The sequence below is a fragment of the Vibrio cidicii genome (genome assembly GCF_009665415.1).
GTDB classification, from domain to species: Bacteria; Pseudomonadota; Gammaproteobacteria; order Enterobacterales; family Vibrionaceae; genus Vibrio; species Vibrio cidicii.
In genome coordinates this window covers 342470-366897 of the sequence record NZ_CP035921.1, presented here as the reverse complement: position 1 = coordinate 366897, position 24428 = coordinate 342470, and the positions used below count along the sequence as shown (strand labels likewise).

20 protein-coding genes and 1 riboswitch are annotated in these 24428 nt (G+C 48.9%); of the genes, 9 read left to right on the top strand and 11 right to left on the bottom strand.

Annotation, left to right across the window (positions count from 1 at the left end):
- Nucleotides 1-78: 78 nt before the first annotated feature.
- Complete coding sequence (locus EWA64_RS02715) at nt 79-768, bottom strand: DUF3334 family protein (RefSeq protein WP_061895637.1); 690 nt, start codon at nt 766-768, stop codon at nt 79-81.
- Nucleotides 769-982: 214 nt separating this feature from the next.
- Between EWA64_RS02715 and ydiJ the strand changes: the two genes are divergently transcribed.
- From ydiJ to EWA64_RS02700, 3 genes are all read left to right on the top strand, one after another.
- Nucleotides 983-4012 (top strand): D-2-hydroxyglutarate dehydrogenase YdiJ, encoded by a 3030-nt coding sequence (gene ydiJ, locus EWA64_RS02710; RefSeq protein WP_061895638.1) that lies wholly within the window; start codon nt 983-985, stop codon nt 4010-4012.
- A 43-nt stretch (nt 4013-4055) separates the two neighbouring features.
- A complete protein-coding gene (locus tag EWA64_RS02705; protein ID WP_061895639.1) occupies nt 4056-4517 on the top strand; it encodes a methyltransferase family protein in 462 nt (153 codons plus the stop codon).
- 154 nt (nt 4518-4671) lie between these two features.
- Nucleotides 4672-6264 (top strand): S1 family serine peptidase, encoded by a 1593-nt coding sequence (locus EWA64_RS02700; RefSeq protein WP_061895640.1) that lies wholly within the window; start codon nt 4672-4674, stop codon nt 6262-6264.
- A 72-nt stretch (nt 6265-6336) separates the two neighbouring features.
- Here the strand turns inward: EWA64_RS02700 and EWA64_RS02695 are convergent, their stop codons facing one another.
- The 6 genes from EWA64_RS02695 to hutC form a co-directional block, all read right to left on the bottom strand.
- On the bottom strand, nt 6337-7062 hold the full coding sequence (locus EWA64_RS02695) for a DUF3581 domain-containing protein (protein ID WP_061895641.1): 726 nt from the start codon (nt 7060-7062) through the stop codon (nt 6337-6339).
- 163 nt (nt 7063-7225) lie between these two features.
- Nucleotides 7226-8761 carry a histidine ammonia-lyase gene (gene hutH, locus EWA64_RS02690; protein ID WP_061895642.1) on the bottom strand — a complete coding sequence of 512 codons (1536 nt, stop codon included), beginning with the start codon at nt 8759-8761 and terminating at the stop codon, nt 7226-7228.
- Nucleotides 8762-8772: 11 nt separating this feature from the next.
- Entirely contained in the window at nt 8773-10464 is a 1692-nt protein-coding gene (gene hutU, locus EWA64_RS02685) for a urocanate hydratase (protein WP_061895643.1), read from the bottom strand.
- A gap of 103 nt (nt 10465-10567) precedes the next feature.
- Nucleotides 10568-11569, bottom strand: coding sequence for a formimidoylglutamase (gene hutG, locus EWA64_RS02680; protein ID WP_061895644.1), 1002 nt, complete (start codon nt 11567-11569; stop codon nt 10568-10570).
- A complete protein-coding gene (hutI, locus tag EWA64_RS02675; protein ID WP_061895645.1) occupies nt 11569-12783 on the bottom strand; it encodes an imidazolonepropionase in 1215 nt (404 codons plus the stop codon). Before hutI ends, hutG begins: the two co-directional genes overlap by 1 nt.
- Before the next feature lie 119 nt (nt 12784-12902).
- Entirely contained in the window at nt 12903-13610 is a 708-nt protein-coding gene (gene hutC / locus EWA64_RS02670; RefSeq protein ID WP_061895646.1) for a histidine utilization transcriptional repressor HutC, read from the bottom strand.
- Between the two features lie 182 nt (nt 13611-13792).
- On the opposite strand from hutC, the gene EWA64_RS02665 reads away from it, so the two are divergent.
- The 5 genes from EWA64_RS02665 (at nt 13793) to rplT (ending at nt 17922) form a co-directional block, all read left to right on the top strand.
- Nucleotides 13793-14536 (top strand): sporulation protein, encoded by a 744-nt coding sequence (locus EWA64_RS02665; protein ID WP_061895647.1) that lies wholly within the window; start codon nt 13793-13795, stop codon nt 14534-14536.
- 206 nt (nt 14537-14742) lie between these two features.
- Complete coding sequence (thrS, locus tag EWA64_RS02660) at nt 14743-16671, top strand: threonine--tRNA ligase (RefSeq protein WP_061895648.1); 1929 nt, start codon at nt 14743-14745, stop codon at nt 16669-16671.
- Between the two features lie 3 nt (nt 16672-16674).
- Entirely contained in the window at nt 16675-17226 is a 552-nt protein-coding gene (gene infC, locus EWA64_RS02655; RefSeq protein WP_082069785.1) for a translation initiation factor IF-3, read from the top strand.
- A 105-nt stretch (nt 17227-17331) separates the two neighbouring features.
- Nucleotides 17332-17526 carry a 50S ribosomal protein L35 gene (gene rpmI, locus EWA64_RS02650; protein ID WP_039429413.1) on the top strand — a complete coding sequence of 65 codons (195 nt, stop codon included), beginning with the start codon at nt 17332-17334 and terminating at the stop codon, nt 17524-17526.
- Nucleotides 17527-17568: 42 nt separating this feature from the next.
- Nucleotides 17569-17922 carry a 50S ribosomal protein L20 gene (gene rplT, locus EWA64_RS02645; protein WP_004727974.1) on the top strand — a complete coding sequence of 118 codons (354 nt, stop codon included), beginning with the start codon at nt 17569-17571 and terminating at the stop codon, nt 17920-17922.
- Between the two features lie 65 nt (nt 17923-17987).
- Here the strand turns inward: rplT and EWA64_RS02640 are convergent, their stop codons facing one another.
- The 3 genes from EWA64_RS02640 to EWA64_RS02630 form a co-directional block, all read right to left on the bottom strand.
- Entirely contained in the window at nt 17988-18950 is a 963-nt protein-coding gene (locus tag EWA64_RS02640) for an integron integrase (RefSeq protein WP_061895649.1), read from the bottom strand.
- 235 nt (nt 18951-19185) lie between these two features.
- Nucleotides 19186-19758 carry a sugar O-acetyltransferase gene (locus EWA64_RS02635; RefSeq protein WP_061895650.1) on the bottom strand — a complete coding sequence of 191 codons (573 nt, stop codon included), beginning with the start codon at nt 19756-19758 and terminating at the stop codon, nt 19186-19188.
- 416 nt (nt 19759-20174) lie between these two features.
- Nucleotides 20175-21722: a carboxypeptidase M32 gene (locus EWA64_RS02630; protein ID WP_061895651.1), complete on the bottom strand. Its 1548-nt coding sequence runs from the start codon at nt 21720-21722 to the stop codon at nt 20175-20177.
- 237 nt (nt 21723-21959) lie between these two features.
- On the opposite strand from EWA64_RS02630, the gene EWA64_RS02625 reads away from it, so the two are divergent.
- Nucleotides 21960-22595: a LysE family translocator gene (locus tag EWA64_RS02625; protein ID WP_061895653.1), complete on the top strand. Its 636-nt coding sequence runs from the start codon at nt 21960-21962 to the stop codon at nt 22593-22595.
- A 64-nt stretch (nt 22596-22659) separates the two neighbouring features.
- On the opposite strand, the gene EWA64_RS02620 is transcribed toward EWA64_RS02625, so the two are convergent.
- Nucleotides 22660-24036, bottom strand: coding sequence for an alanine/glycine:cation symporter family protein (locus tag EWA64_RS02620; protein ID WP_061895654.1), 1377 nt, complete (start codon nt 24034-24036; stop codon nt 22660-22662).
- 135 nt (nt 24037-24171) lie between these two features.
- A riboswitch (glycine riboswitch) is annotated at nt 24172-24271 on the bottom strand.
- Nucleotides 24272-24428: the final 157 nt, after the last annotated feature.

The window sequence follows — 24428 nt, the reverse complement described above, 5'->3', positions numbered from 1 at the left end:
GATATCTCCACTGAGGCATTGCTGCCCCAGTATTGATGTCCATTGTTTAGTCAACGGTTGCGCTCGGCTGACGGGAAATTACAGACCCAACTCATCGAGTAAGTCTGAGGTTATGCCTAGGTCATCGTCAGCGACTTGATTCTCTTGCTTTTTGCTGCGCATGTTAGCTTGCGTCATTTCTAAGATGTCGTCTGGGTTTTCATCTTCACCCACTTCAAAATCTTCTAACTGGATGAACTCCGTTTTATCCATGGCTAGCTCAAGATAGAAAATGTTGTTGTTTTCGGTGGAGAAAGTAACGCGACGCGCTTGAGGACGGTCGAGGTTAGTATCCACCGACAGCAAAACCTGCTTATTCAAAGAAAGCATTTTAGGTTGGTTTTGTGTGATGTTGGTTTGCAACTCTTTGCGGATTTTGTTGGTAAAATCGCCTACCAGTTGGTTCATCAGCTCACCGAGCACATCGCCCACTTCGTCGGAGGTGTGTAATACGGCCAGTTCTTCCTCAGGCATACCCATGCTGCGCATGTAGTTGGTGTAGATTTCTAACGCCGCTTTTGCCGTGAAATTGATGACGACTAATCCAGTAAAACCGCCATCAAAGAGTACGAAACAACCAAAGTCTGGCTTTAAGCTGGTTTTGTTGATTTTCTGCACCATGGCAGAATAGTTGATTTGTGACGAGGTGGCGGAAGTTAATACGCCAGAAACGGATTGGCACAATTTTAACAGGATGTCTTCAGTCGTAACGACTTTATTTTTTTTCATTATCAATGCTCTGTGTGTGTTCTTTACAATATCTCTTGTAATGAATTTAGGTTTTAATCTGCAGAAAAGAAAGCAACTCTTCCATTTTTGCATTGAGATTCTGATTTGATCACCTTTTTAAATGTTGTAAAGTGACGAAATTCAAAGATTATTTTCAAACTCAAAAATATTAACCCGCAACTGATTGGATCAGTGTTGTAGGGGCAGGAAGCAAATGTTACCAAAACTTAACTCGCAATCGGATGTCGATCCTGTTGTGCTGAGCTTTCTCAAAGAGCTCAAGCAGGCTGGTTTTAGCGGCGACATCGAATCCCAATATTCCAGCCGTCTTGCGGTCGCCACAGATAACAGTGTTTATCAGCAGCTTCCTCAGGCGGTTGTTCATCCTAGAACTACCCAAGATGTGGCTTTGATTGGCAAACTGATTCAAAAGCCTATTTATGAACGGGTTACCTTCTCTCCGCGCGGTGGTGGTACGGGAACCAATGGCCAGTCGCTGACCAAAGGCATTGTGGTCGACTTGTCGCGGCACATGAATAAAGTGCTGGAGATCAATGAAAAGGAAGGATGGGTTCGTGTTCAGGCTGGGGTGATCAAAGATCAACTCAATGATGCAGTGAAACCCTACGGCTATTTTTTCTCTCCTGACCTCTCGACCAGCAACCGCGCGACGCTGGGCGGAATGATCAACACTGACGCTTCTGGCCAAGGCTCGTTGAAATACGGCAAAACCTCCGACCATGTGATCTCATTGCAAGCGGTATTTGCCGATGGTTCTATTCTTGAAACCGATCTCTCACATGGTTTGCCGCAAGAAGGTGAATACGCGCACAAAGCGCTGCAAGTGACCGAAGCCGTTTGCCGGGAAAAACGTCAGCAAATTGTGGATAAATTTCCGCCGCTTAACCGTTTTCTTACCGGCTACGATCTGAAAAACGCCATTGATGATGAGAGTGGCGAGTTTAATTTTACTCGTGTCTTGTGTGGTGCCGAAGGGTCATTAGCTTTTATTACAGAAGCGACGCTCAACCTCACGCCAATTCCCAAAGCGCGTACTTTAGTCAACGTGAAGTACAACAGTTTTGACGCCGCGCTGCGTAATGCTCCATTTATGGTGGAAGCTAAGGCGCTCTCGGTGGAAACGGTTGACTCCAAAGTGCTGAACCTTGCCAAACAGGACATCGTTTGGCATACCGTGAGCGACTTAATCACCGATGTGCCGGGACAAGAGATGTTGGGCATCAACATGGTTGAGTATGCCGGGCAAAATCCGCAAGAAGTCAACGAGCAGGTAAACGCGTTGATCGTTCGCTTAGATGAAATGTTGGCAAACGGCGAAGCGGGCATTATTGGCTACCAAGTGTGTGATGATTTGGCCAGCATTGGCCGGATTTACAACATGCGCAAAAAAGCGGTGGGCTTACTCGGTGCCGCGAAAGGGCGTGCTAAACCCGTTGCTTTTACGGAAGATACTTGTGTGCCACCGGAGAACCTCGCCGACTTTATTGCTGAGTTTCGCCAACTGCTTGATAGCAAACAGCTAGACTATGGCATGTTTGGTCACGTTGATGCCGGAGTGCTGCACGTACGTCCAGCGCTGGATTTGTGTGACCCTCAGCAAGAGCTGCTGATGAAGCAGATATCCGATGAAGTGGTCAAGCTGGTGTCTAAGTACGGCGGTTTGATGTGGGGTGAACACGGCAAAGGTTTCCGTTCCGAATACGGCCCGGAGTTCTTTGGTGAGGAGCTGTTTACCGAGCTCAGACGCATCAAGTCGGCGTTTGATCCGCATAACAAAATGAATCGGGGTAAAATCTGTACGCCGCTCGAGAGTGACGAATCTCTGGTGAAAGTGTCCGATACCAAACGGGGTTATTACGATCGGCAAATTGACGTCAAGGTGCGAGACAGCTTTAAACAGGCAATGGAATGTAACGGCAACGGTTTGTGCTTTAACTACGACACCAGCTCGCCGATGTGCCCTTCCATGAAAGTCACCGCCGATCGTCGCCACTCGCCTAAAGGGCGTGCGGGCTTAGTGCGTGAATGGCTACGCCAGTTGACGGAACAAGGCATTGATATTCTTGATTTGGAACAGCAGCTTGTCGCCGGCTCACCCACGGTGAAAAGTTTATTGGATAGAGTGAGAAACTCGATCAATAAGCGTCATGAGTATGATTTTTCGCACGAAGTGTACGAAGCGATGAACGGCTGTTTAGCGTGTAAAGCGTGTGCCAGCCAATGTCCGATCAAAGTGGATGTGCCGAGTTTCCGCTCGCGATTCCTCAATATTTACCACAGTCGTTATCAGCGCCCAGCGAAAGATTACCTAGTTGCCAACATAGAGAGTTTATTGCCGCTGATGGGCAAAGCGCCCAAGTTGGTCAACGGTGTCATTTCTCAGCCTTGGGTGCAAAGCCTGACGGAAAAAACCGTTGGTTACGTCGATACGCCGCTGCTATCTGTGCCGACGCTGAAACAGAGACTCACCACGTTGAAGAGCTTTGATCTGCAGGCGCTCAATGCGTTGTCTTCTGAAGAAAAAGGCAATCATGTGCTGATTGTGCAAGATCCCTTTACCAGCTATTACGATGCACAAGTGGTGGAAGATTTTGCCAGCTTGGCCATCAAGCTGGGTAAAACGCCAGTGTTGTTGCCCTTTAAGCCCAATGGTAAAGCGCAGCACATTAAAGGATTCTTGAAACGTTTTGCGGCGACGGCGGCGGATACCGCAAAATTCCTTACTATGGTGGCCGATCTTGGTATCCCTATGGTTGGCGTCGATCCGGCCCTGGTGCTCTGTTACCGTGATGAGTACAACGAAATCCTGGCCGATAAACGCGGCGAGTTCCAAGTGCTTACCGCGCACGAGTGGTTGTTGCCGCGCCTAGAAGAGTTTTCTCTCACCGCCGCAGATAGCCAGCCTTGGTATCTCTTTGCTCATTGTACGGAGAAAACCAAGTTGCCAAATGCGGAAAAAGAGTGGGGCGCTATCTTTAGCCACTTTGGCGCTGTGCTGCAGACGGTACCGGTAGGCTGCTGCGGTATGGCGGGAACCTTTGGTCATGAAAGCGACAAACTACAGATGTCGAAAGATATCTATGCGCTGAGTTGGAAGCCAAGCTTAGAGCGGCTGCCCAAGGAACGTTGCTTGATTACTGGCTATTCATGCCGTAGCCAAGTAAAACGTTTTGAAGGCACGAAGCAGATGCACCCGATTCAAGCGCTGCTCAGCATTCTGTAATCCCTCAACCCGGCGCTCAGCCGGGTTATTTTTTGGAGAAGTTATGCGTAAGTTAGAGCTCAAAATTCCCCCGGTGGCGGTTTTCTTGCTGATGTTGGCTGGTATGTTTGCCGTTGACCTATGGCTGGCCGAGCCTTTGTTTCGCGTAACGTTTCCCCGGGTGATTGCCTTGTTGCCATTTGTACTTTCCGGTGTCGTTGGCATTACGGGTGTGAGAGAGTTTCGTAAGGCAAAAACAACAGTCAACCCAGTCAAACCAGAGACGGCCTCAACCGTGGTAGCAAGTGGCATTTTTGCTTACAGCCGCAACCCGATGTACTTGGCGCTGTTGCTGCTGTTACTCGCGTATGCTTGCTGGTTGCAAAATGCTATCACTTTTGCGTTTGCTCCTTTGTTTGTGTTGTATATGAATCGCTTTCAGATTGAGCCCGAAGAACGTGCGCTCGAAAAGCGGTTTGGTTCGGATTATTTGCAATATAAACAAAAAGTTAGACGCTGGATTTGATGGTCGGCGGTTGGAAGCTGTCGCTATATTGTCATGGTAGTCATATTTGTATTTTGGGCGTTGATAGAGTATCCCTTTATATATTGAACGTGAAGTCACTTGCATCTGCGTGTTAATTGTTACCTGTCAGGCGATTAGAATACAAGGAAGTCACATGCTTAAGAAAAGCGTCGTCAGCAATGTTTTGATTCTATCTGGCCTTTTTACCTCAAGCACTCTTGTGATTGCCAAACCTGTAACTCACGTTGAAGAGCGCATTATCGGTGGAGAAGTGGCACAAGCGGGGGCTTGGCCGACGATGGCTGTTCTCTACCGTGCTGACGCAGAAAGTGTTTATAAAGGGCGATTTTGTGGTGGAAACTATATCGATAATGGCTATGTGATAACCGCTGCGCACTGTGTCCATCATTCGCAAGCCAGTTCGTTGAAAGTCGCGATTGGTCTAACGGACCTTTCTCAAGCGGGTACGCAGGGTGTTATCGCCGATGTTGAGCGCATTTACGTTCATGAAGCGTATAATACGGTGACTTCTGGGTTTGATATTGCCATTTTACAGCTTAAAACCAAGCCAAGCATTAGCGGGGCAACGCTAGCCAATCAGTCCTATTTTGATTCCCTCGGGCCGGGTGAAGAGCTGACAGTGATTGGATGGGGGAACCTCAATGCCACGGGTAGCCCCGATTATCCCGATGCGCTGCACCAAGTCAATGTGCCGCTGGTAGACAGCGATGTTTGTCGCGCGCTCGGTAATGGCTACCAGAATGTTGGCGACGATGCGTTCTGTGCAGGCTACGCTCAAGGTGGCAAGGACTCTTGTCAGGGTGACAGCGGCGGCCCCATCTGGGCGGTCGGGAACAGCTCTAAGATTCAAGTCGGGGTGGTGAGTTGGGGGAACGGATGCGCCCAAGCCAATGCGTACGGTGTGTATGCCAACGTAGGCAACTTGCTCTCTTGGGTCAAGTCGAGAACGGCCGGGGTCGATTTTACCCAATACCATGATTTAGGCTATGTGGAATTTTCGGACATTGCCCATGATTTTGTGGTGAGCAACAATTCAACTCAAACAATGACGTTTAATCTCAAGAGCAACTCCGGTGTCACCATTTTAGAAGACCAGTGTAGTACAGTGCCCTTAAGCAACGGCGAGAGCTGCGTTATCAAAGGCACAATCGGCGTGAACTCTGCTAAGTCGACGAGCGCGCAACTGACCATGCAATCAGATTCGAATCTGGTGCCGGAGATCAAGATGGAAGTGGCCTATACCGGGATCGCTCTCGCCGCAAATGATGTCGCCTCGCTCTTTTCGATGGCCAACAGTGGCGTGTTTAATAGTGAGAAGCCATGGTCTGCCAATAATGGCAAACTTCAATCTGCAGCAATCACCCATGGCGAAGAATCGACGCTGGTGGTCAAGGGGCTAGAAAAAGGTTACCTGAGTTTTAACTATTCGGTTGATTCTGAGGCGGATTATGACGGTTTGAAAGTGTACGTTAATGGTAAGCAAAAAGCGTTCTTTAGCGGCAATAACGTAATAGGGACGCAAACCTTAACCCTCGACCAAGCCTCGAACGAAGTCAGTTTTGTCAGCATGAAGGATGAAGAAGTCACTGAGGGTAGCGACATTGCGACATTAAGCAATCTCAAATTCTCCACCAGCAACAATACTTCATCTGGCTCATCTTCTGGCGGTTCACTCGGCTTTATCGGCCTTGCGCTGTTAGCGGGTTTGCTACGTCGCCGTGGATAAAAGGGCAACTCAGTAAATAGTTAGCCAAAAAGAGCAAGGGGCCAAATGGCCCCTTCTCATCATTTTGCTTGGTTAAGCCGCCGCGGCAAAACGTTGCAAGAACTCTTCCTTGCGCAAATGAAAACGATTGACTAAATCGTCCACCGCTTCTTGGTCGTATGGCTTCAAGCCGCTGGCGACCATTCGTTTGATGCCATGGCCAACCACTTCACCTTCTTCTTTAAACGCAAAGTTCATGGTGACTACGCCACGTTTGCCATCCACGTCAAATGTTGCGCCAGTAAATTCCACTTCAGGGTGGGTCAGGTCGAGACGGCTAAATTCCACTTCCATGCTCTCGTAAATGACCAAAGGGCGCTGGCAGTTGATCATCATCTGCTGCTCTTCCATCAACGGCACCATAATGTGCGGGAAGTTCATTCCGGAGAATTGAACGTAGTTAGTGACCACATGCTCGATAAATTCGGGATTGTGATTCACTTGGCCTTCCCGCTGCATATGCAAATACTCTTTGCCTGCGGCATCGACTACTGCGCTCTCTTTCTCACACTTATTTTCAATGTGCAGTGCAACGCCTTCGCTAACCATCCCAGAGAAGTCGAAACGCATTTTCTGGCTCACGCCTTCTTTACGCAATAGCACGGCAAAAAGCAGATCGCCGGGTACGCAAAAGCGTTTGCTGTCTTCATCGTGGATAGGGTTGAAATCACCGGCGACCTTTTTGGCAAAATGGCTTGCCTGTTCGCGGGTAAATTGGAATTGTTTTTGATTGCTTGAAAAATAAGGTGCTAGAAACATATTTCATCTGACATAACTTAAACTGCCATGGATTATATGCCAACTTTGAGAGGTCAATGGTCCATCCAGTGTCAAGATTGCGATGTGCTCACGGATTTATATGCAAAAGATGAATTAAGTAGGTGCAAAGCCGAGAGAATCGCAACTCTCTCGGCTTTTTCGCTTAGATAACGCTTGGCAATAGCGCTTCAGGCATCAGTGGGTTGTGTACCGCCAGTGCGAGTAACGCATTGGCTTTTTCGATATCTGGCGCAAAGTAGCGGTCTTTGTCGTAGAAAGCGACTTTTTCACGCAACATCTGTTTGGCTTGCTCAATACGTGGTGAGGATTTGTGCGGTGCACGGAAGTCCAACCCTTGCGCAGCGGAGAGATACTCAACCGCAAGAATTCCGCGCGTATTTTCGCCCATTTCACGCAGTCTGCGCCCCGCAAAGGTAGCCATCGACACGTGGTCTTCCTGATTTGCCGAAGTCGGTAAGCTGTCGACAGACGCAGGGTGGGCCAAGGTTTTGTTCTCACTGGCCAGCGCGGCTGCAGTGACCTGAGCGATCATAAAACCTGAATTCACGCCGCCGTTGTCTACCAAGAAAGGAGGAAGCTTCGACAGCGCGCTGTCGATCAGCAGCGCCATACGCCGCTCTGACAGACTGCCGATCTCCGCGATCGCTAAGGCGAGGTTATCCGCTGCCATTGCTACCGGTTCGGCATGGAAGTTACCACCAGAGATGATGTCATTGTCTTCGGCAAACACCAGCGGGTTATCCGATACAGAGTTCGCTTCAACCAGCAATATCTCGGCTGAGTTGCGGATCTGTTGCAAACACGCCCCCATCACCTGCGGCTGACAACGCAGCGAGTATGGGTCTTGCACTTTTTCGCAGTTGCTGTGGGAGTCGCCAATTTCGCTGTTGTTTTCCAGTAAGTGACGATACGCCGTTGCGGCATCCATTTGGCTGCGGTGACCGCGTACGCGGTGAATGCGCGGATCAAACGGACGACGACTGCCGAGCGCAGCTTCCACCGACATAGCACCGCACACAGTGGCCGAGGCAAACAGGTCTTCTGCAATAAACAGACCTTCCAGTGCAAAGGCAGTAGACGCTTGTGTGCCGTTCAAAAGTGCCAAGCCCTCTTTGGGTGCCAACGTAATTGGCTCGAGCCCAGCGACTTTCAGCGCTTCCAACCCTGAAATGACTTCGCCGTTATGACGCGCTTGACCTTCGCCGAGCAAAACCGTGCTCATGTGAGCCAGCGGCGCGAGATCGCCCGAAGCGCCGACCGAGCCTTTTTGTGGCACGCAAGGGTAGACTTCGGCATTCACCAGATCGATCAGCATGTTGATCACTTTCAAACGAATGCCGGAGAAGCCGCGAGCCAAGCTGTTGATTTTCAAAACCATCATCAAACGGACGGTTTCATCCGCCATAAACTGACCGATCCCCGCAGCATGCGAAAGCACAATGCTGCGTTGCAGTGTTTCGAGATCTTCTGGTGCGATACGCGTATTGGCCAGTAAACCGAAGCCAGTGTTGATGCCGTAGACGGTGCGATTTTCCGCGATAACGCGATCCACGACTTGAGTGCTTTCCTCAATCGCTGGAATCGCCGATGCATCCAAGGACAATTTGAGCGGGGAGCGGCTTACTTTGCGCAGTTCATTTAGGCTCAAGTGGCCTGGGTTTAGCGTGAGATTAAACATGTCGATTTTCCTTACTTCAACTTGCGCAATTCTTCGTTAAGCATTGGCAGATCAAGCCCTTGCTCGGCAGCACATTGTTTGGCGATGTCGTAACCGGCATCGGCATGGCGCATCACACCAGTCGCTGGGTCATTGTGCAGCACGCGAGCAATACGCGCAGAGGCATCATCGCTACCATCACAGCAGATCACCATACCAGAGTGTTGTGAGAAGCCCATTCCCACGCCGCCACCGTGATGCAGCGAAACCCAAGTCGCGCCGCCCGCCGTGTTCAGCAGAGCATTGAGCAGTGGCCAATCAGAAACTGCGTCTGAGCCATCCATCATGCCTTCTGTTTCACGGTTCGGACTGGCGACAGAACCCGAGTCGAGATGGTCGCGACCAATCACGATCGGCGCTTTTAACTCACCATTTTTCACCATTTCGTTAAACGCTTGACCCAAACGTTCGCGATCTTTCAAACCTACCCAGCAGATCCGTGCTGGTAAGCCTTGGAACTGAATGCGCTCACGTGCCATGTCGAGCCAGTTGTGCAGATGAGGGTTATCTGGGATCAGTTCTTTGACCTTCTGATCGGTTTTGTAAATATCTTCCGGATCACCAGAAAGGGCTGCCCAGCGGAACGGGCCAATCCCTTCACAGAAGAGCGGACGAATATACGCGGGTACAAAGCCCGGGAAATCAAAGGCGTTTTCCACCCCTTCTTCCAGCGCCATTTGACGAATGTTGTTGCCGTAGTCGAGCGTCGCAGCGCCGCGAGCTTGCAGTTCGAGCATGGCGCGAACTTGAATCGCCATCGACTGTTTGGCTGCTTTGACAACCGCAGCCTCATCTTGCAGACGCATTTCGGCGGCGTGTGTCATGCTCCAACCTTGCGGAAGATAACCGTTAAGTGGATCGTGCGCCGAAGTTTGGTCGGTGACCACATCCGGGGTGATGTTGCGCTCTACCAGTTCAGCGAAGATGTCGGCGGCGTTACCCAGCAAGCCAACCGAAATCGGTTTATCGGTTTCTTTGATCATCGCTAAGGCTTCGTCAAGCGATGTGGCTTTTTTGTCCACGTAACCAGTGCGCAGGCGGTAGTCGATGCGTGATTCGTCACACTCAACCGCAATCATAGAAAAGCCAGCCATTGTCGCTGCCAGAGGCTGCGCGCCGCCCATGCCACCAAGGCCACCCGTCAAAACCCAGCGTCCTTTGGCATCACCTGCAAAATGCTTCTTCGCCACGGCAACAAAGGTTTCGTAGGTGCCTTGCACTATGCCTTGTGAGCCGATGTAAATCCAACTGCCAGCCGTCATTTGGCCGTACATCATCAAACCTTTTTTATCGAGCTCGTTGAAGTGCTCCCAGTTCGCCCAATGCGGCACCAAGTTTGAGTTGGCAATCAGAACGCGTGGTGCGTTTTTGTGGGTGGGAAAAACGCCCACAGGTTTACCCGATTGCACCACCAGCGTCTGGTCTTCTTCCAAGCGCTCCAGCACTTCAACAATTTTATCAAAACATTGCCAGTTACGAGCGGCACGGCCAATGCCGCCGTAGACCACCAGCGCGTGCGGGTGCTCTGCGACATCAGGGTCGAGGTTATTCATCAGCATGCGAAGTGGCGCTTCAGTGAGCCAGGATTTGGCTCGCAGAGTCGTACCGTGCGGGGCGCGAATGGTTCTGCTGGTGTCAAGGCGAGGATCGTGTCCTTGTGTCATGTGGAGACTCCTTTAATTTCACGAGTTGGCAGGCTCATTGGCCGACCTGATAGTAGTTGTTTTAAGTCGCCTGAACGCTGGCGCTGTTCAGGCCGAGTTCGGTCTAAAACTTGTTATTCATCGCGTTGGCGATGTCCCAGCACAATCTGGCGGCCAAACGGGCGGTTTGACTGTCGACATCATAGGTTGGGTTGTATTCGGCGATGTCTGCTAGCATCAGCTTGGAATGATGGCTGAGAATGCGTTCAAGAAACGGTGCCAAGTAGTCATAGCTCACGCCTCTGGCGGCTGGCGCACTGACGCCCGGTGCGGTTGCTGCCGGGAAAACATCGAGGTCGATGGTTAAGTAGAGGTAATCACAACCATCGATGAAGTGCTGCAGTTGTGTCAGGTGATAGTCGAGATTGAGTACCGCGAGATCTTTATCTTCCACATACCAAACATGGAGTTGATCCGCGCGTTCAAAGAGCGCTTTGGTATTGCTCGCTCGGCTTACCCCAAGGCACGCGTAGTGGAAATCCCATCCCGCCTGCTGGCAAAAGTGCTGGATCTGATTGAATGGTGTACCTGAGCTTGGCTTAACTTCGGCGTGTTGGCTGTGAAAAGCGCGCAGGTCGAAATGTGCGTCGAAGTTGATGATGCCAATTTTGGGCGTACTCTGTGGCTGATGAGTTTGCAGATAACCCGCTAAGCCTTGGAATGAAGCCCATGCGACTTCATGTCCGCCGCCTAGGGTAATGACCGGGCAGTGGGCGAGCGCTTGACTGATAACTTCTGCACATTGCTGCTGACTGCTTTCGAGTTGGTCATCCTCACACACTACAGTGCCGAGATCGTAGAGTGGCGCATCGCTGTGCCAAGCCAGGTTGGCTAGCGCACGGCGGATCAAATCGGGAGATTTTTTCGCCCCGATACGCCCCTTATTACGCGCCACACCCGCATCGCAGGCGAAACCCAGCAGGGCAACGGCGCGTGAAAGTTGGTCGATAGCAGTATAGTCGACATGACGAATGGCATGATGGACGCGTTTACCCAGCGCACCATCTTCGGCATCGTGTCGGCCTTGCCAATGAAACTCGTTGATAAGATTAAGTGGACTTTTCATCACAACACTCCTTTGTGCTGTTGGTAATCACCATCAACCACACGGGCATGCAGGCGTTTCACACCGACTTGATAACTTAAATCAGCAGGGTGATCGATATCCCAAATCGCCAAATCGGCTTCCAACCCAAGACCAATTTGCCCACGTTTTCCTTGATAGCCAAGTGCTTGCGCCGCATGTTGAGTGACGCCGCGCAGCGCCTCTTGTGGCGTGAGCCTGAACAGTGTGCACGCCATGTTCATCATTAAGGTCAAATCGGCAAAAGGGGAAGTGCCTGGGTTGATGTCGGTGGCTATTGCCATGGGCACTTGATGCTGGCGCAAGAGATCAATCGGCGGCTGTTGCTGTTCACGTAGGAAATAGAAAGCGCCGGGCAGCAGTGTGGCGACTGTGGATGAAGCGGCTAACGCGACAACGCCTGCTTCATCTAGGTATTCAATATGATCGGCCGACAGCCCTTGGTACTTGGCGGTTAATGCACTACCACCGAGGTTAGATAACTGTTCGGTGTGGCCTTTGATGTGCAGACCATGCTCAAGAGCACAGCGAAACACCTTCTCCGTTTGCGCGAGGTTAAAGCCGATCGACTCGCAGAACACATCCACACTCGAAGCCAGTTGCTCTTGTGCAACTGTTGGAATGATCTCTTGGCAAATGAACTCGATATAGTCATCTGCTCTACCTGCGTATTCGGGGGGAAGGGCGTGGGCGGCCAAGAGAGTCGTCGTGACCTTAACTTTACGATGACGTTGTAACTCTTTGGCGGCTCGCAGCATTTTGATCTCGTCAGCCAAGGTCAGCCCATAGCCAGATTTCACTTCCACGGACGTGACACCGCTGGCAAGCAGCCCATCCAATCTCGGCAGACTTTGCTCAATCAAGGTGTCGATGCTCGCCAAACGTGTGGCTTGTACCGTAGAGAGGATTCCACCACCTTGCTGGGCAATGTGCTGATATGGCACCCCGTTTAACCGCATCTCAAATTCATTCGCGCGATTTCCGGCGTACACAAGATGGGTGTGGCAGTCAATCAGACCGGGTGTGACAAGACGGTTTTCCAGGTTGATACGTTGGCTCGCATGACGCTCAGTGTCCGCACCCACATACGTGATCAACCCATCTTGAATACCAATGGTGAGCGGATCAGTCGGGTGGTAACCCATGTCTCCGTCAAGCATGGTAACGAGGCGAGCATTGGTGAGCAGCAGATCCATGATGTCATCCTGATTAATTGTATGCATTAAATGTATATACAAATAAATAGGTCAAAAAAGTGTTTATGACAAGTTGGATGTTGCAAAAATGTGATCGAATCGAAGTGGCAAGATGGCGATCAAAGCAGAATCTTGGAACTTAGCTTGTAGCGGTTACCAGGGTGATAGAGCAGGGCAGTGCTGACGAGTCGGTCGTCGCTCCATGTGCGTCGGTTGAGCAGCAAACAAGGTTCGCTCACTTTCATATTGAGTTCTTGGCGCACGCGCGCATCGGGAATGATCGCCTCTACCGTGTGTTCCATCGCGCTGAGTGGGCAGCTTTCCGATAAATATTGGTTTGGCGTTATCTGTGTGAAATCCTGCTGCAAGTAATTGGGTGCATAGCTGCTATTGACCCAGCGCAGCTCAAGTTGGATCGGCTCTTTGTCTTCGTAGTGGATGATCTCACTGTAAAACACTTGCGTGCCTAGCATCACGCCCAATTTGATCGCAATTGTATCGTCCGCTTTCAAAGCTTGTTGGCGAAGCACTTTGCTGCGGTACGCTTTACCGCGATTACTTACTTCCTCAGCAATATTGCGAATATCCAGTAACGGCGACTCGGCCTTTTCCGTCGGCTCGCAGACAAAAGTGCCTAAACGTGGTCGACGCTGCAGTCGCCCTTCATTGACCAAATCGCGGATTGCTTTGTTAACCGTCATGCGGCTGACGCCAAATTGCTCTGTCAGTGCCAGCTCCGTGGGGATTTTGAAGCCGATATGCCACACGCCGCTGTCGATTTTCTGCACAATAAACTGTTTGATTTGCATATAGATTGGCGATGACATAAAGGTTCCTTTTAATTGACTATACAAATAGTGCGGAAAAGAGGCATAAAAAGCAACTCAAGATGACCGTTTTGTGCTGTGACACATTCTTACCATTCATTTGCGCCATTTTACTTGCGACACGTTATGCGGTTGTGTAAACAGGGGCAAAGTACAAATAAATCAGCATAAAAAGGGATCTCATGTTTAAAAAACTTAAGGCGTCATTGGGACTTGGTTCAGCCAAGGTGGATACGATTCTCGACCAAATGAGTGTGTATCAAGGTGAAACACTCAAAGGCTACGTTCACATTAAGGGCGGCGATGTGGAACAGCAGATCGACGCGATCATCATCAAGCTTAATACCGAAGTCAAAGTAGAGAGCGAAGAGAGTGTCAGTTACCAAACGTTCACGCTGGACAAATTGGCTGCCGTTCAGCCATTCGTGATCCAAGCAAATGAAGAAAAGCAAGTGCCGTTTGAGATGAGATTGCATGACGAAACTCCGATAACCGCGGTCAATGCACTGAAAAACCAGTGCCATGTTTGGCTGGAAACGACATTAGATATTGGTTTCGCCATCGATCCCCGTGACCGAGATTTCATCGAAGTCAAACCACTGCCCGTGGTTAGCAAGGTCATCGACACCATTATTCAGGCGGGGTTCACTATGGTGAAAGCGGACGTCGAAAAGGGGCAGTTGCGTGGACAGAGTTTTTCTTCTCGTTCCGGCTGTTATCAAGAGCTTGAGTTTCGCAGTAACGGCTTTATCGGCAGTAAAGAGATCGAACTATCGTTTATTTTGGACGGTCAACGAGTCCATTGCTTAGCGGAAATTGATCGCTCATTGAGCTTTTCTGGCGATCAATATCGTTCCTTTACTCTGCCGTTAGATGCGTCTGCGGCGCAAATTGCTCAAGCGCTTGCTCCGACGCTCAATCTGTAGGCTTCACAAATAAGAAACTCATTGCGATTTCAGCTTCATTGGTTAGAATGCGAGGTCAGTACTTAAGCTGGTGCATCCGTAATTGCACCAAAATTCGTACCAAATCAAATACACTCGCAATGCGTTTTTCATACCAATATGAATCTAAAGCGTATTTCTTAAAACATGTGTTGCTTGGTGTGCAACACCACTGTAAAGGAAAAAACATGCCAATTATTACTCTTCCTGACGGCAGTCAGCGTCATTTTGATAACCCAGTTTCTACTATGGAAGTTGCGCAATCGATCGGTCCTGGTCTTGCGAAAGCGACCATTGCAGGTCGTGTCAACGGTCAACGTGTGGATGCGTGCGATCTGATCGAAAGCGATGCCAGTCTTGAAATCATCACCACAAAAGATGAAGTGGATGGTCTTGAGATTGTGCGCCACTCTTGTGCGCACCTTTTGGGGCACGCGCTTAAGCAGCTTTATCCAAATGCAAAAATGGCGATAGGTCCGACCATCGACAGTGGCTTCTACTACGATATTGATCTTGATGAGTCGTTGACCCAAGACGATCTAGAAAAGATCGAAGCTCGCATGAAAGAGCTGGCGAAAACCAAATATCAGGTTATCAAGAAGAAAGTCAGTTGGCAGGAAGCGCGTGATGCGTTTGAAGCGCGCGGCGAAACCTACAAGATGGAAATTTTGGACGAGAATGTCTCTCGTGACGATCGTCCCGGTTTGTACCATCATGAAGAATACATCGACATGTGTCGTGGTCCGCACGTCCCGAATATGGGCTTTTGCCAACACTTCACTTTGTTGAATGTGGCTGGTGCGTACTGGCGTGGCAACAGCGATAACAAGATGCTGCAACGTATCTACGGTACGGCTTTCCACGATAAGAAAGCGCTGAAAGACCACCTGACTCGCCTTGAAGAAGCGGCAAAACGCGACCACCGTAAGATCGGTAAGCAACTTGATCTGTTCCACATGCAGCAAGAAGCACCGGGTATGGTGTTCTGGCATCACAACGGCTGGTCAATTTTCCGCGACTTGGAAGTGTTCATTCGCGCCAAGCTAAACGAATATGGCTATCAAGAAGTGAAAGGCCCATTGATGATGGACCGTGTATTGTGGGAGCGTTCTGGCCACTGGGACAAATACGCTGACGCGATGTTCACGACTTCTTCTGAAAACCGTGAGTATGCGATTAAGCCGATGAACTGCCCGGGGCATGTGCAGATCTTTAACCAAGGTTTGAAATCATACCGTGATCTACCACTGCGTATGGCAGAGTTTGGTTCTTGTCATCGTAACGAGCCTTCTGGCGCACTGCATGGCATCATGCGTGTTCGTGGCTTTACTCAAGACGATGCGCACATTTTCTGTACAGAAAGTCAAATTCAAGAAGAAGTGACCAACTGTATCAAGATGGTGTATGACACTTACCAAACTTTTGGTTTCGATAACATCGTCGTGAAACTCTCTACTCGCCCAGAACAACGTGTTGGTAGCGATGAAATTTGGGATCAGTCAGAAGAAGCATTGAAACTGGCTTTGGAGTCGATGAAGATTCCATTCGAAATCCAAGAAGGTGAAGGGGCGTTTTACGGCCCGAAAATCGAGTTCACACTGTATGACTGCCTAGATCGTGCTTGGCAATGTGGTACCGTGCAGCTCGACTTTAACCTGCCGTCTCGCCTTGGTGCAACTTATGTTGGTGAAAACAACGAACGTCTTATCCCGGTCATGATTCACCGTGCGATTTTGGGTTCCCTTGAGCGTTTCATCGGTATTTTAATCGAAGAATACGCGGGTTTCTTCCCAACTTGGCTGGCTCCAGAGCAAGCCGTAATTATGAACATCACTGACAAACAGGCTGATTATGTTCAGGAAGTTGCTCAAAAACTACAAAAATGTGGAATTAGAGCAAAAGCGGACTTGAGAAATGAGAAGATTGGCTTTAAAATCCGCGAACACACTTTGAAGCGCGTACCATTTATGTTGGTTTGCGGCGACCAAGAAATGGAAGCTGGCGAAATCGCAGTGCGTACTCGTAAAGGTAATGATTTAGGTAAATTTAAGGTGGATGACTTCATTTCTTACATCCAAGACCAAATCAGTAGCCGTAAGCTCAATCTGGAGGAATAAACTATTAAAGGCGGAAGACGTGGCCAAGTTCCGGTCAAACAAAACCAGCACCGTTTAAACGGTGAAATTCGTGGCGTTCGTGAAGTTCGTTTAACAGGCGCTGACGGTGAATCTGTCGGTATCGTATCGATCCAAGAAGCATTAGCAGCAGCCGATGAAGCTGGTATGGATCTCGTAGAGATCAGCCCTAACGCCGAGCCACCAGTCTGTCGAGTTATGGACTATGGCAAGTTCCTCTTTGAGAAGAGCAAAGCTACTAAAGAGCAAAAGAAGAAGCAAAAACAGATTCAGATCAAGGAACTTAAGTTCCGTCCTGGAACTGATATCGGAGACTACCAGGTAAAACTACGCAACCTGGTGCGTTTCCTTGAGGAAGGCAACAAAGTGAAAGTAACTATTCGCTTTCGTGGCCGCGAGATGGCTCACCAAGAGATCGGTGTTGACGTTCTGAATCGCCTGAAAGAAGACACAGTAGATATCGCTGTTGTGGAATCTTTCCCGACGAAGATTGAAGGTCGCCAGATGATCATGGTGTTGGCACCTAAAAAGAAGTAATTAACGGCTTTTGCAAGTAATAAATACCCGCCGTTTAACGCGGCGGTTTTTTATTCGCCCTAATTACGTTGTTTATTAAACTACTACAATGCGGAGTTATTCATCATGCCTAAGATGAAAACCAACAAAGGTGCTGCTAAGCGTTTCAAGAAAACTGCTGGTGGTTTTAAGTTCAAACACGCTACCAAACGTCACATCCTGACTAAGCGTACTACTAAGAACAAGCGTCAACTGCGTCCAAACTCAATTCTTCCTAAATGTGAAGTTGCGGGTATCGTTCGTTGTTTGCCATACGCTTAATTTGTTTTTAGTTTTTAATTCGTTTAGTTTAGGAGAAGCATAATGCCTCGCGTAAAACGTGGTGTACAAGCTCGTGCACGTCATAAGAAAGTTCTGAAACAAGCTAAAGGTTACTACGGTGCACGTTCTCGTGTTTACCGCGTAGCTTTCCAAGCAGTTACTAAAGCTGGTCAATACGCTTACCGTGACCGTCGCGCTAAGAAACGTCAATTCCGTCAACTATGGATTGCACGTATCAACGCAGCATCTCGTCAAAATGGTCTATCTTACAGCCGTTTCATCAACGGTCTTAAGAAAGCTTCTATCGAGATCGATCGTAAGATCCTGGCCGACATCGCAGTATTCGACAAAGCAGCATTTGCTGTTCTAGTTGAAAAAGCGAAAGCTGCTCTTTAATTAGCAGTTTGGGTTTAAGAAAAGGAGAGCACTTGCTCTCCTTTTTTCTTATCCTTTTTGCTCATTTACAAACGAGATAACGGGCTGAGTACGCCCGATGCGCCTCTGTCGAGCACGTGAGTATAGATTTGCGTCGTTTTGACATCTGAGTGTCCTAACTGCTCTTGCACGGTGCGTATGTCAGCGCCCGATTCAAGTAAATGAGTTGCAAAGCTGTGCCGTAAGGTGTGGCAAGTGATGTTCTTTGTGATGCCAGCATCGGCTGCAGTTCTTCGTACCGCACGCTGTAAAGCGGCTTCGTTGATATGTTGCCGGCGCTGTAGGCCAGTCTCAGGATCGATGGAAAGCTTGGTTGATGGAAACAGGTAATGCCAGTTGAACTCAAACTCAGCGCCTGGGTGTTTTTTCTGTAGCGCGTTCATCATCCACACGCCTGCATAACCTGGTGTGATCATATCCCTCTGATAATATCGCCGTGCCAGTGCTTCTTGCTCTTTGAGCAGCGGGTGGAGCTCTTTCGCCAGTGTCACCGTTCGATTTTTTCCGCCTTTACCTTGCCAAATACGGATCGCACCGTAGTCATAATCAATATCTTGAACTCTGAGCCTTACACACTCCATGACTCTCAATCCTGAGCCATAGAGGAGCATTACGTGCAATTTGTATTTGGGGTCTATGAACTGCATAAAACGGCGCATTTCATCTTTGGTGAGCACTACAGGCAGTTTCTTATCGACCAAGGATCGCTTAAATTTCAAATCCTGATTTAGAGGTGTGCGAAAGTAATCGCGGTATAAAAATTGAATCGCATTAAGAGCAAGCGCTTGTGTTTTGGCCGCGACTTTTTCTTTGACCGCCAAGTGCGTTAGAAACTGTTCGACTTGTTCGTCATTCAAGCGAGCAGGGTGTTGCATCTGATGAAAGACGATATAACGTTTGATCCAGAACAGATAGCTTTTTATGGTTTTATTGGCGTAGTACTTGGCATGCATAAACTCTTGCAGGCTAAGAAAGAACTGAGATTTCATTGCGTGAAGTGTCCAGTTGACTGTTTATATAAACAGTATTGGTGCCTGTCCTAACCAGCAAGATGTTTTCTGAGCAATTGATGAAGTTGCAAGCGATGCTGTGAAAAGTAAACCTTATCAGACAATCTTGTTGCAGCAGAAATCGCTGCATGTCGACACGCTCCAGTAAGGTATTTAGCAAGGAGCGAGTTGGTGTCCTTAAACTCTCTGGAAGGCTGAGGACACCTTGATGCGCTCAACTATTAAGCTCATTATCTGTTATTTGTTTGACCACGCGACACGGATTGCCGACAGCGACCACATTATCGGGGATGTCTTTTGTGACCACGCTGCCCGCACCAATAACACTATTGTTACCAATAGTGACCCCGGGGCAGACGATAACGCCGCCGCCCAGCCAAACGTTATTGCCTATGCGAATCGGTAAACCAAACTCAATGCCGTCCTCAACTCGGCCTTTGACGTCGATAGGATGGCCTGCGGTATAGATTTGCACATTAGGAGCAAACAAAACGTTATCACCGATCGAGACCTCAGCCACATCGAGAATGACACAGTTGAAGTTCGCATAAAAATTCTTGCCCAATTTGATGTTTGCGCCGTAGTCGCAGCGAAAGGGTGGCTCAATATAAGCCTGCTGACTCTTCGGCAGTAGTTCATCAATCGCCGCACGCCACTCTTCGCTCAGAGGGAGGCTGTTGTTTAAGCTGTGCAAAGTTTTGCGACAGGATAGCCGTGCTTGTAGAAGTTCTTGATCCCACGCATCGTATGGTTCCCCATCGAGCATTTTTTGCTTTTCAGTTTTCATTACTTTATCCCGTGTAAAAAAGTGAATAGAACCATAGAGGAATAACACAAAACGTGACTTTAGTTGGATATGAAAAACTTGGTGAAGGCGCGCCTTCCACCTTTGGCGATATTCTGCTCTGATACGCGTTTCGCGTTGTACAAAAAATGACAAGCGTGTCTTAAAGGCTTCAATCGTAAGAGTGAAAGGTAGAGTGCTCCTTGATGAGCGCAAGGTTTTAAGGGATTTTAAATAGAAGTAGATATTTATCAGGTTGATGCGTTTACCAATGAACTGTTTAAGGGCAATCCACTATACGTGGTCGAATGATGGTGAAGTTATCGTCTGAGAATGAATAGAAACGCTGGTGTAGAGCCTATTTGCCATCCTCTGAAGGAGAGAGTGCTACTCCAGAGGATGGCAATGTCTAAGTTCGTTTATCCCAAATAGCGAGATTTAAGATGATTTTTAAAGTGCTCAGGATTTAATACTTCACCTGTAGCTGCTTTAATCAGTTCATCGGTCGTCAGCAAGCTTCCTTTACTCCAGACATTTTTACTTAACCAAGCGAAGATAGGACTCAAATTGCCGCTGCGGATTACCCCATCCACATCAACTGTTTTGCGCATAGCTGCCATAAACTGCGCCGCATACATCGCGCCCAATGTGTAACTTGGAAAGTAGCCAAAGCTGCCATCACACCAGTGAATGTCTTGTAAACACCCGTTTTTATAGTCATGTTTTGCAGTAGACATTGTAGATTTGTGTTCTGTCCAGTGAATGTCTTGCATGCAGCCGTTGGTGAAATTGCCAGCAGTAGAAAGGCCAAGGTAAGCTTGCATTTTTTCATGCCACAGTTCAGGTACGTCGGTATGTTTGATGGCACCGTTCATCAGATCGCGCTCGATTTCGTAACGTAAAATAACGTGAGCGGGGTAAGTGAGCTCATCCGCATCAACCCGAATAAAGCCTTTTTCAACATGGGTGTAAATTTTTGACAGGTTGTCTTTGGTAAATTCCGCGCCTTGGAAATGATTTGAGGCGAGACGCGATAAGTGTTCTACAAACACTTCACTGCGGCCAAGCTGCATTTCGAAAAACAGGGACTGAGACTCATGGATGCCCATAGAGCGAGCTTCACCAGCAGGTGTTCCTGCGAAGGCTTGAGGTAAGCCTTGTTCATAACGTGCATGACCTGTTTCGTGAACAATGCCCATTAAGGACTGTACAAATTCGCTTTCGTTATAACGGGTAGTAATGCGCACATCGCTCGGTACTCCACCACAAAATGGGTGGGCGCTCTCATCCAAACGGCCATGTTCGAAGTCAAATTGAAGCAGCTTCATCACCTCTAAACCAAGTGCTTTCTGCTTTTCAGCCGGATAGTGGCTATTGGGCAAAAGTATTGAACGTGATTTCTGCTTTTCGATAACGTTATCGATGAGCGAAGGAAGCCAAGTTTTTACATCGGCAAACAGCGCATCGAGTGACGCAGAGCTCGTGCCGGGTTCATAGAGATCGAGCATAGCATCGTAGGGCGATGTGCCATTGGCGTCAGCACGAATTTGCGCCTCTTCTTGGGAAAGCTTAACCACTTCAGCCCAGTTTTTCTCAAAACCCGCCCAATCGTTGTTTTTACGTTGACTGCGCCAAGCGTGCTCGCATTTTGAACCGGCAAGCGATTGAGCTTTAACTAGCGCTTCCGGTAGCAGGTTGTCTTGCTGCCAAGTGCGTTTCATCTCGCGCAGCACGGCTTGTTCTTCTGTTGAGAGCGGAAGTTCTTGTGCTTGGTCAAACAAATCTGCGAGGTGCGGCTGTGTCATCAGCGAATGGATATGAACATCGAGCTCAGCCATGGCATTGGAGCGTGCTTCAGCGCCGCCTGATGGCATCACCGCGGCTTGGTCCCAGCTAATGATTGAGGAGAGATGTTGAAAACTGGACACTTTCTTTGAATGTTCGACCAGTTGTTGAAATGCGTTCATGTGACTACTCATTATTTATTGTTCTTTCCGTAAACACCTGTTTTTAAGTGCAGGGTTCCTCTGTACTTCATTGGTTTTGTTAACCAAGGGTAAACCAAACCAAGCCTATTATTCTCCACAAATGAGAACGATTGTATACAAGCGGTTGCGATTGTTATCGCTAATGTGAAAGCGGCTTGCGCAAATGAAAAAATCAGAGTATTGATCAACGCCTGTTTCACATTTTTATTCAACAATATGGACATTCTAAACTTCGAAGCGTTTTTGCTCGCTATCACCATACTGACATTGACTCCCGGGTTGGATACCGCACTGGTGATTCGTAATACCAGTCGCGCAGGGCTTAAAGATGGCTGTATGACCAGTCTGGGTATCTGCTTTGGCCTTTTTGTGCACGCTCTTTTCTCTGCGATTGGCATTTCTGCCATCCTTGCACAATCTGCCGAGCTTTTTCAGATGGTCAAAATGATTGGTGCCGCCTATCTTATTTGGCTGGGACTCAGTAGCTTAAGAGCGCTGATGAAAAGTGGTGCAGGCATGACGGTCGCGGAAATGGCTCACCAGTCATACAGTGCCAAGCGTTCACTCAGGGAAGGGTTTCTTTCCAACGTGCTCAATCCGAAAACGGCGGTGTTTTACTTGGCGTTTTTGCCTCAGTTTGTTAACCCAGAAGGCTCTCCGCTGCTGCAATCCATGACCATGGCGGCGATTCATTTTGTGATTGCGATGGTGTGGCAATGCGGACTAGCAGGGGCGTTGAACTCGGCGAAAAATTTGCTTAAAAATGCCAGCTTCATGAAATGGATGGAAGGGGCAACAGGAACGGTTTTGGTGGTTCTGGGTGTCAAATTGCTGATTGAGAAACCCGTGTGAACCCAGCGGTAGGGTGAAGTGACGTTAAAAAGCCCACGTGAGATCGTGGGCTTTTTGCTGTTGGTTATGCGTTTACTGTGTCCAACTCGTCATTGCGCGATGCGGACTGAAAAAAGAGCTTGGTCTCTTCGATGACCACGTGGCGCAGCGCGATCAAGCCGATCAAATTGGGAATGGCCATCAAACCGTTCACGATGTCAGCTAAAATCCAAATCATGTCGAGTTGCATAAACGCACCAGAGGCGACCAGCGCTAAGAAAATCACCTTGTAGGGTAATACCGCCTTGGTGCCGAGCAAAAAGACCACACAGCGCTCGCCGTAGTAATTCCAGCCCAAGATGGTGGTAAAGGCAAAAAACATCAGACCGATTGAAACCAGAATGGGCCCCAGAGTTTCGGCATTGAGTCCAACGGCAAACGCATGGGTTGTCATAGCCGCGCCAGAGAAATCACTTTGCCAAGCACCAGTAAGGATGAGTGCTAGCCCCGTCATGGTACAGATAACGATGGTGTCGAAGAAGGTGCCTGTCATGGAGATCAAACCCTGCTTGACACAAGAGTCGGTTTTGGCCGCTGCGGCCGCCATAGGCGCACTGCCTAGGCCCGATTCGTTGGAGAAGACACCGCGCGCGATACCCGATTGGATAGCTAACATGATACTCGCCCCAAGGAAGCCACCAGTTGCCGCCGTTGAGCTAAACGCTGAAGTCAGCACCAGCTCAAGCGCGCTGAGCAGTTGATCGCCATTCATGATGATGACGCTCAGACAAGCCAGAACATAAAACAGCGCCATCGCAGGAACCACTTTGCCTGCCACGCTTGCAATTGATTTGATGCCGCCTAAAGTGACGAACGCTACCAGCAGAGTGAGCACCGACGCGGCTATTTCTCGTGACACACCCAGAGAAATTTCGCTCGCATCAAGGATGGCATTTACCTGCGGGAAGGTACCGATACCGAAACACGCAACGCCAAGAGCGAACACAGCAAACAAAATTGCCAACGCTTTTGAGCCGACACCGTATTGCAAGTAGTACATAGGACCGCCGATCATCTGTCCTTTGTCATCCACTTTGCGATATTTCACCGCCAGCAAGCATTCCGCGTATTTGGTTGCCATGCCGAATAGGGCAGCAAGCCACATCCAAAACAGCGCACCCGGGCCACCGAGTTTAATGGCCGTGGCGACACCAACGATATTACCGGTACCAATGGTGGCGGAAAGTGCAGTACAAAGTGCAGCAAAACTGGACACATCGCCCTGTTTGTCGGTGGATTTCTCTTTACTAAAGACCATCGCTAAAGCGGTCGGTAAATGTTTGAACTGGATTAAGCCTAGAGTAAAGGTGAAGTAGATGCCCGTACCAACCAACAGCAGCAGCAGTGGTGGTCCCCAGACAAAGTTATCGATAGTTTGTAGCAAAGTTTGCAGGTCGTTCATGATTTCCCCTTAATAAAACAACTAATAAGGAGAAGAGGGAAAGGTAAGATCAGCGATCTTTTAAATAGCCAAGTAGCAGTGAGATTTCGCTAGACAACGGGATCTGCAAAATACTCACATCATTGGGATGTTACTTTCCACTCCTCTGTCCTTTTGCCTGAGAGTTTCACCTTGCACATGGGCAGGGCTTGCTCCTTCGGCGACCGATTTAACGGTTCTCTCCAGAGGTTCCTCCAACTACAGTCCTCGCATCATCTATCCAATTTCTTGAAAGATGATTGCACCTGAAAGATTTACTTCTTCGGCGGGTATGACTAACCAAATGTTAATAATTGGTTAATTACCACTCTCCTGTAGTCTTCATCGGAACAATTATCTGGCAATGCCAGATA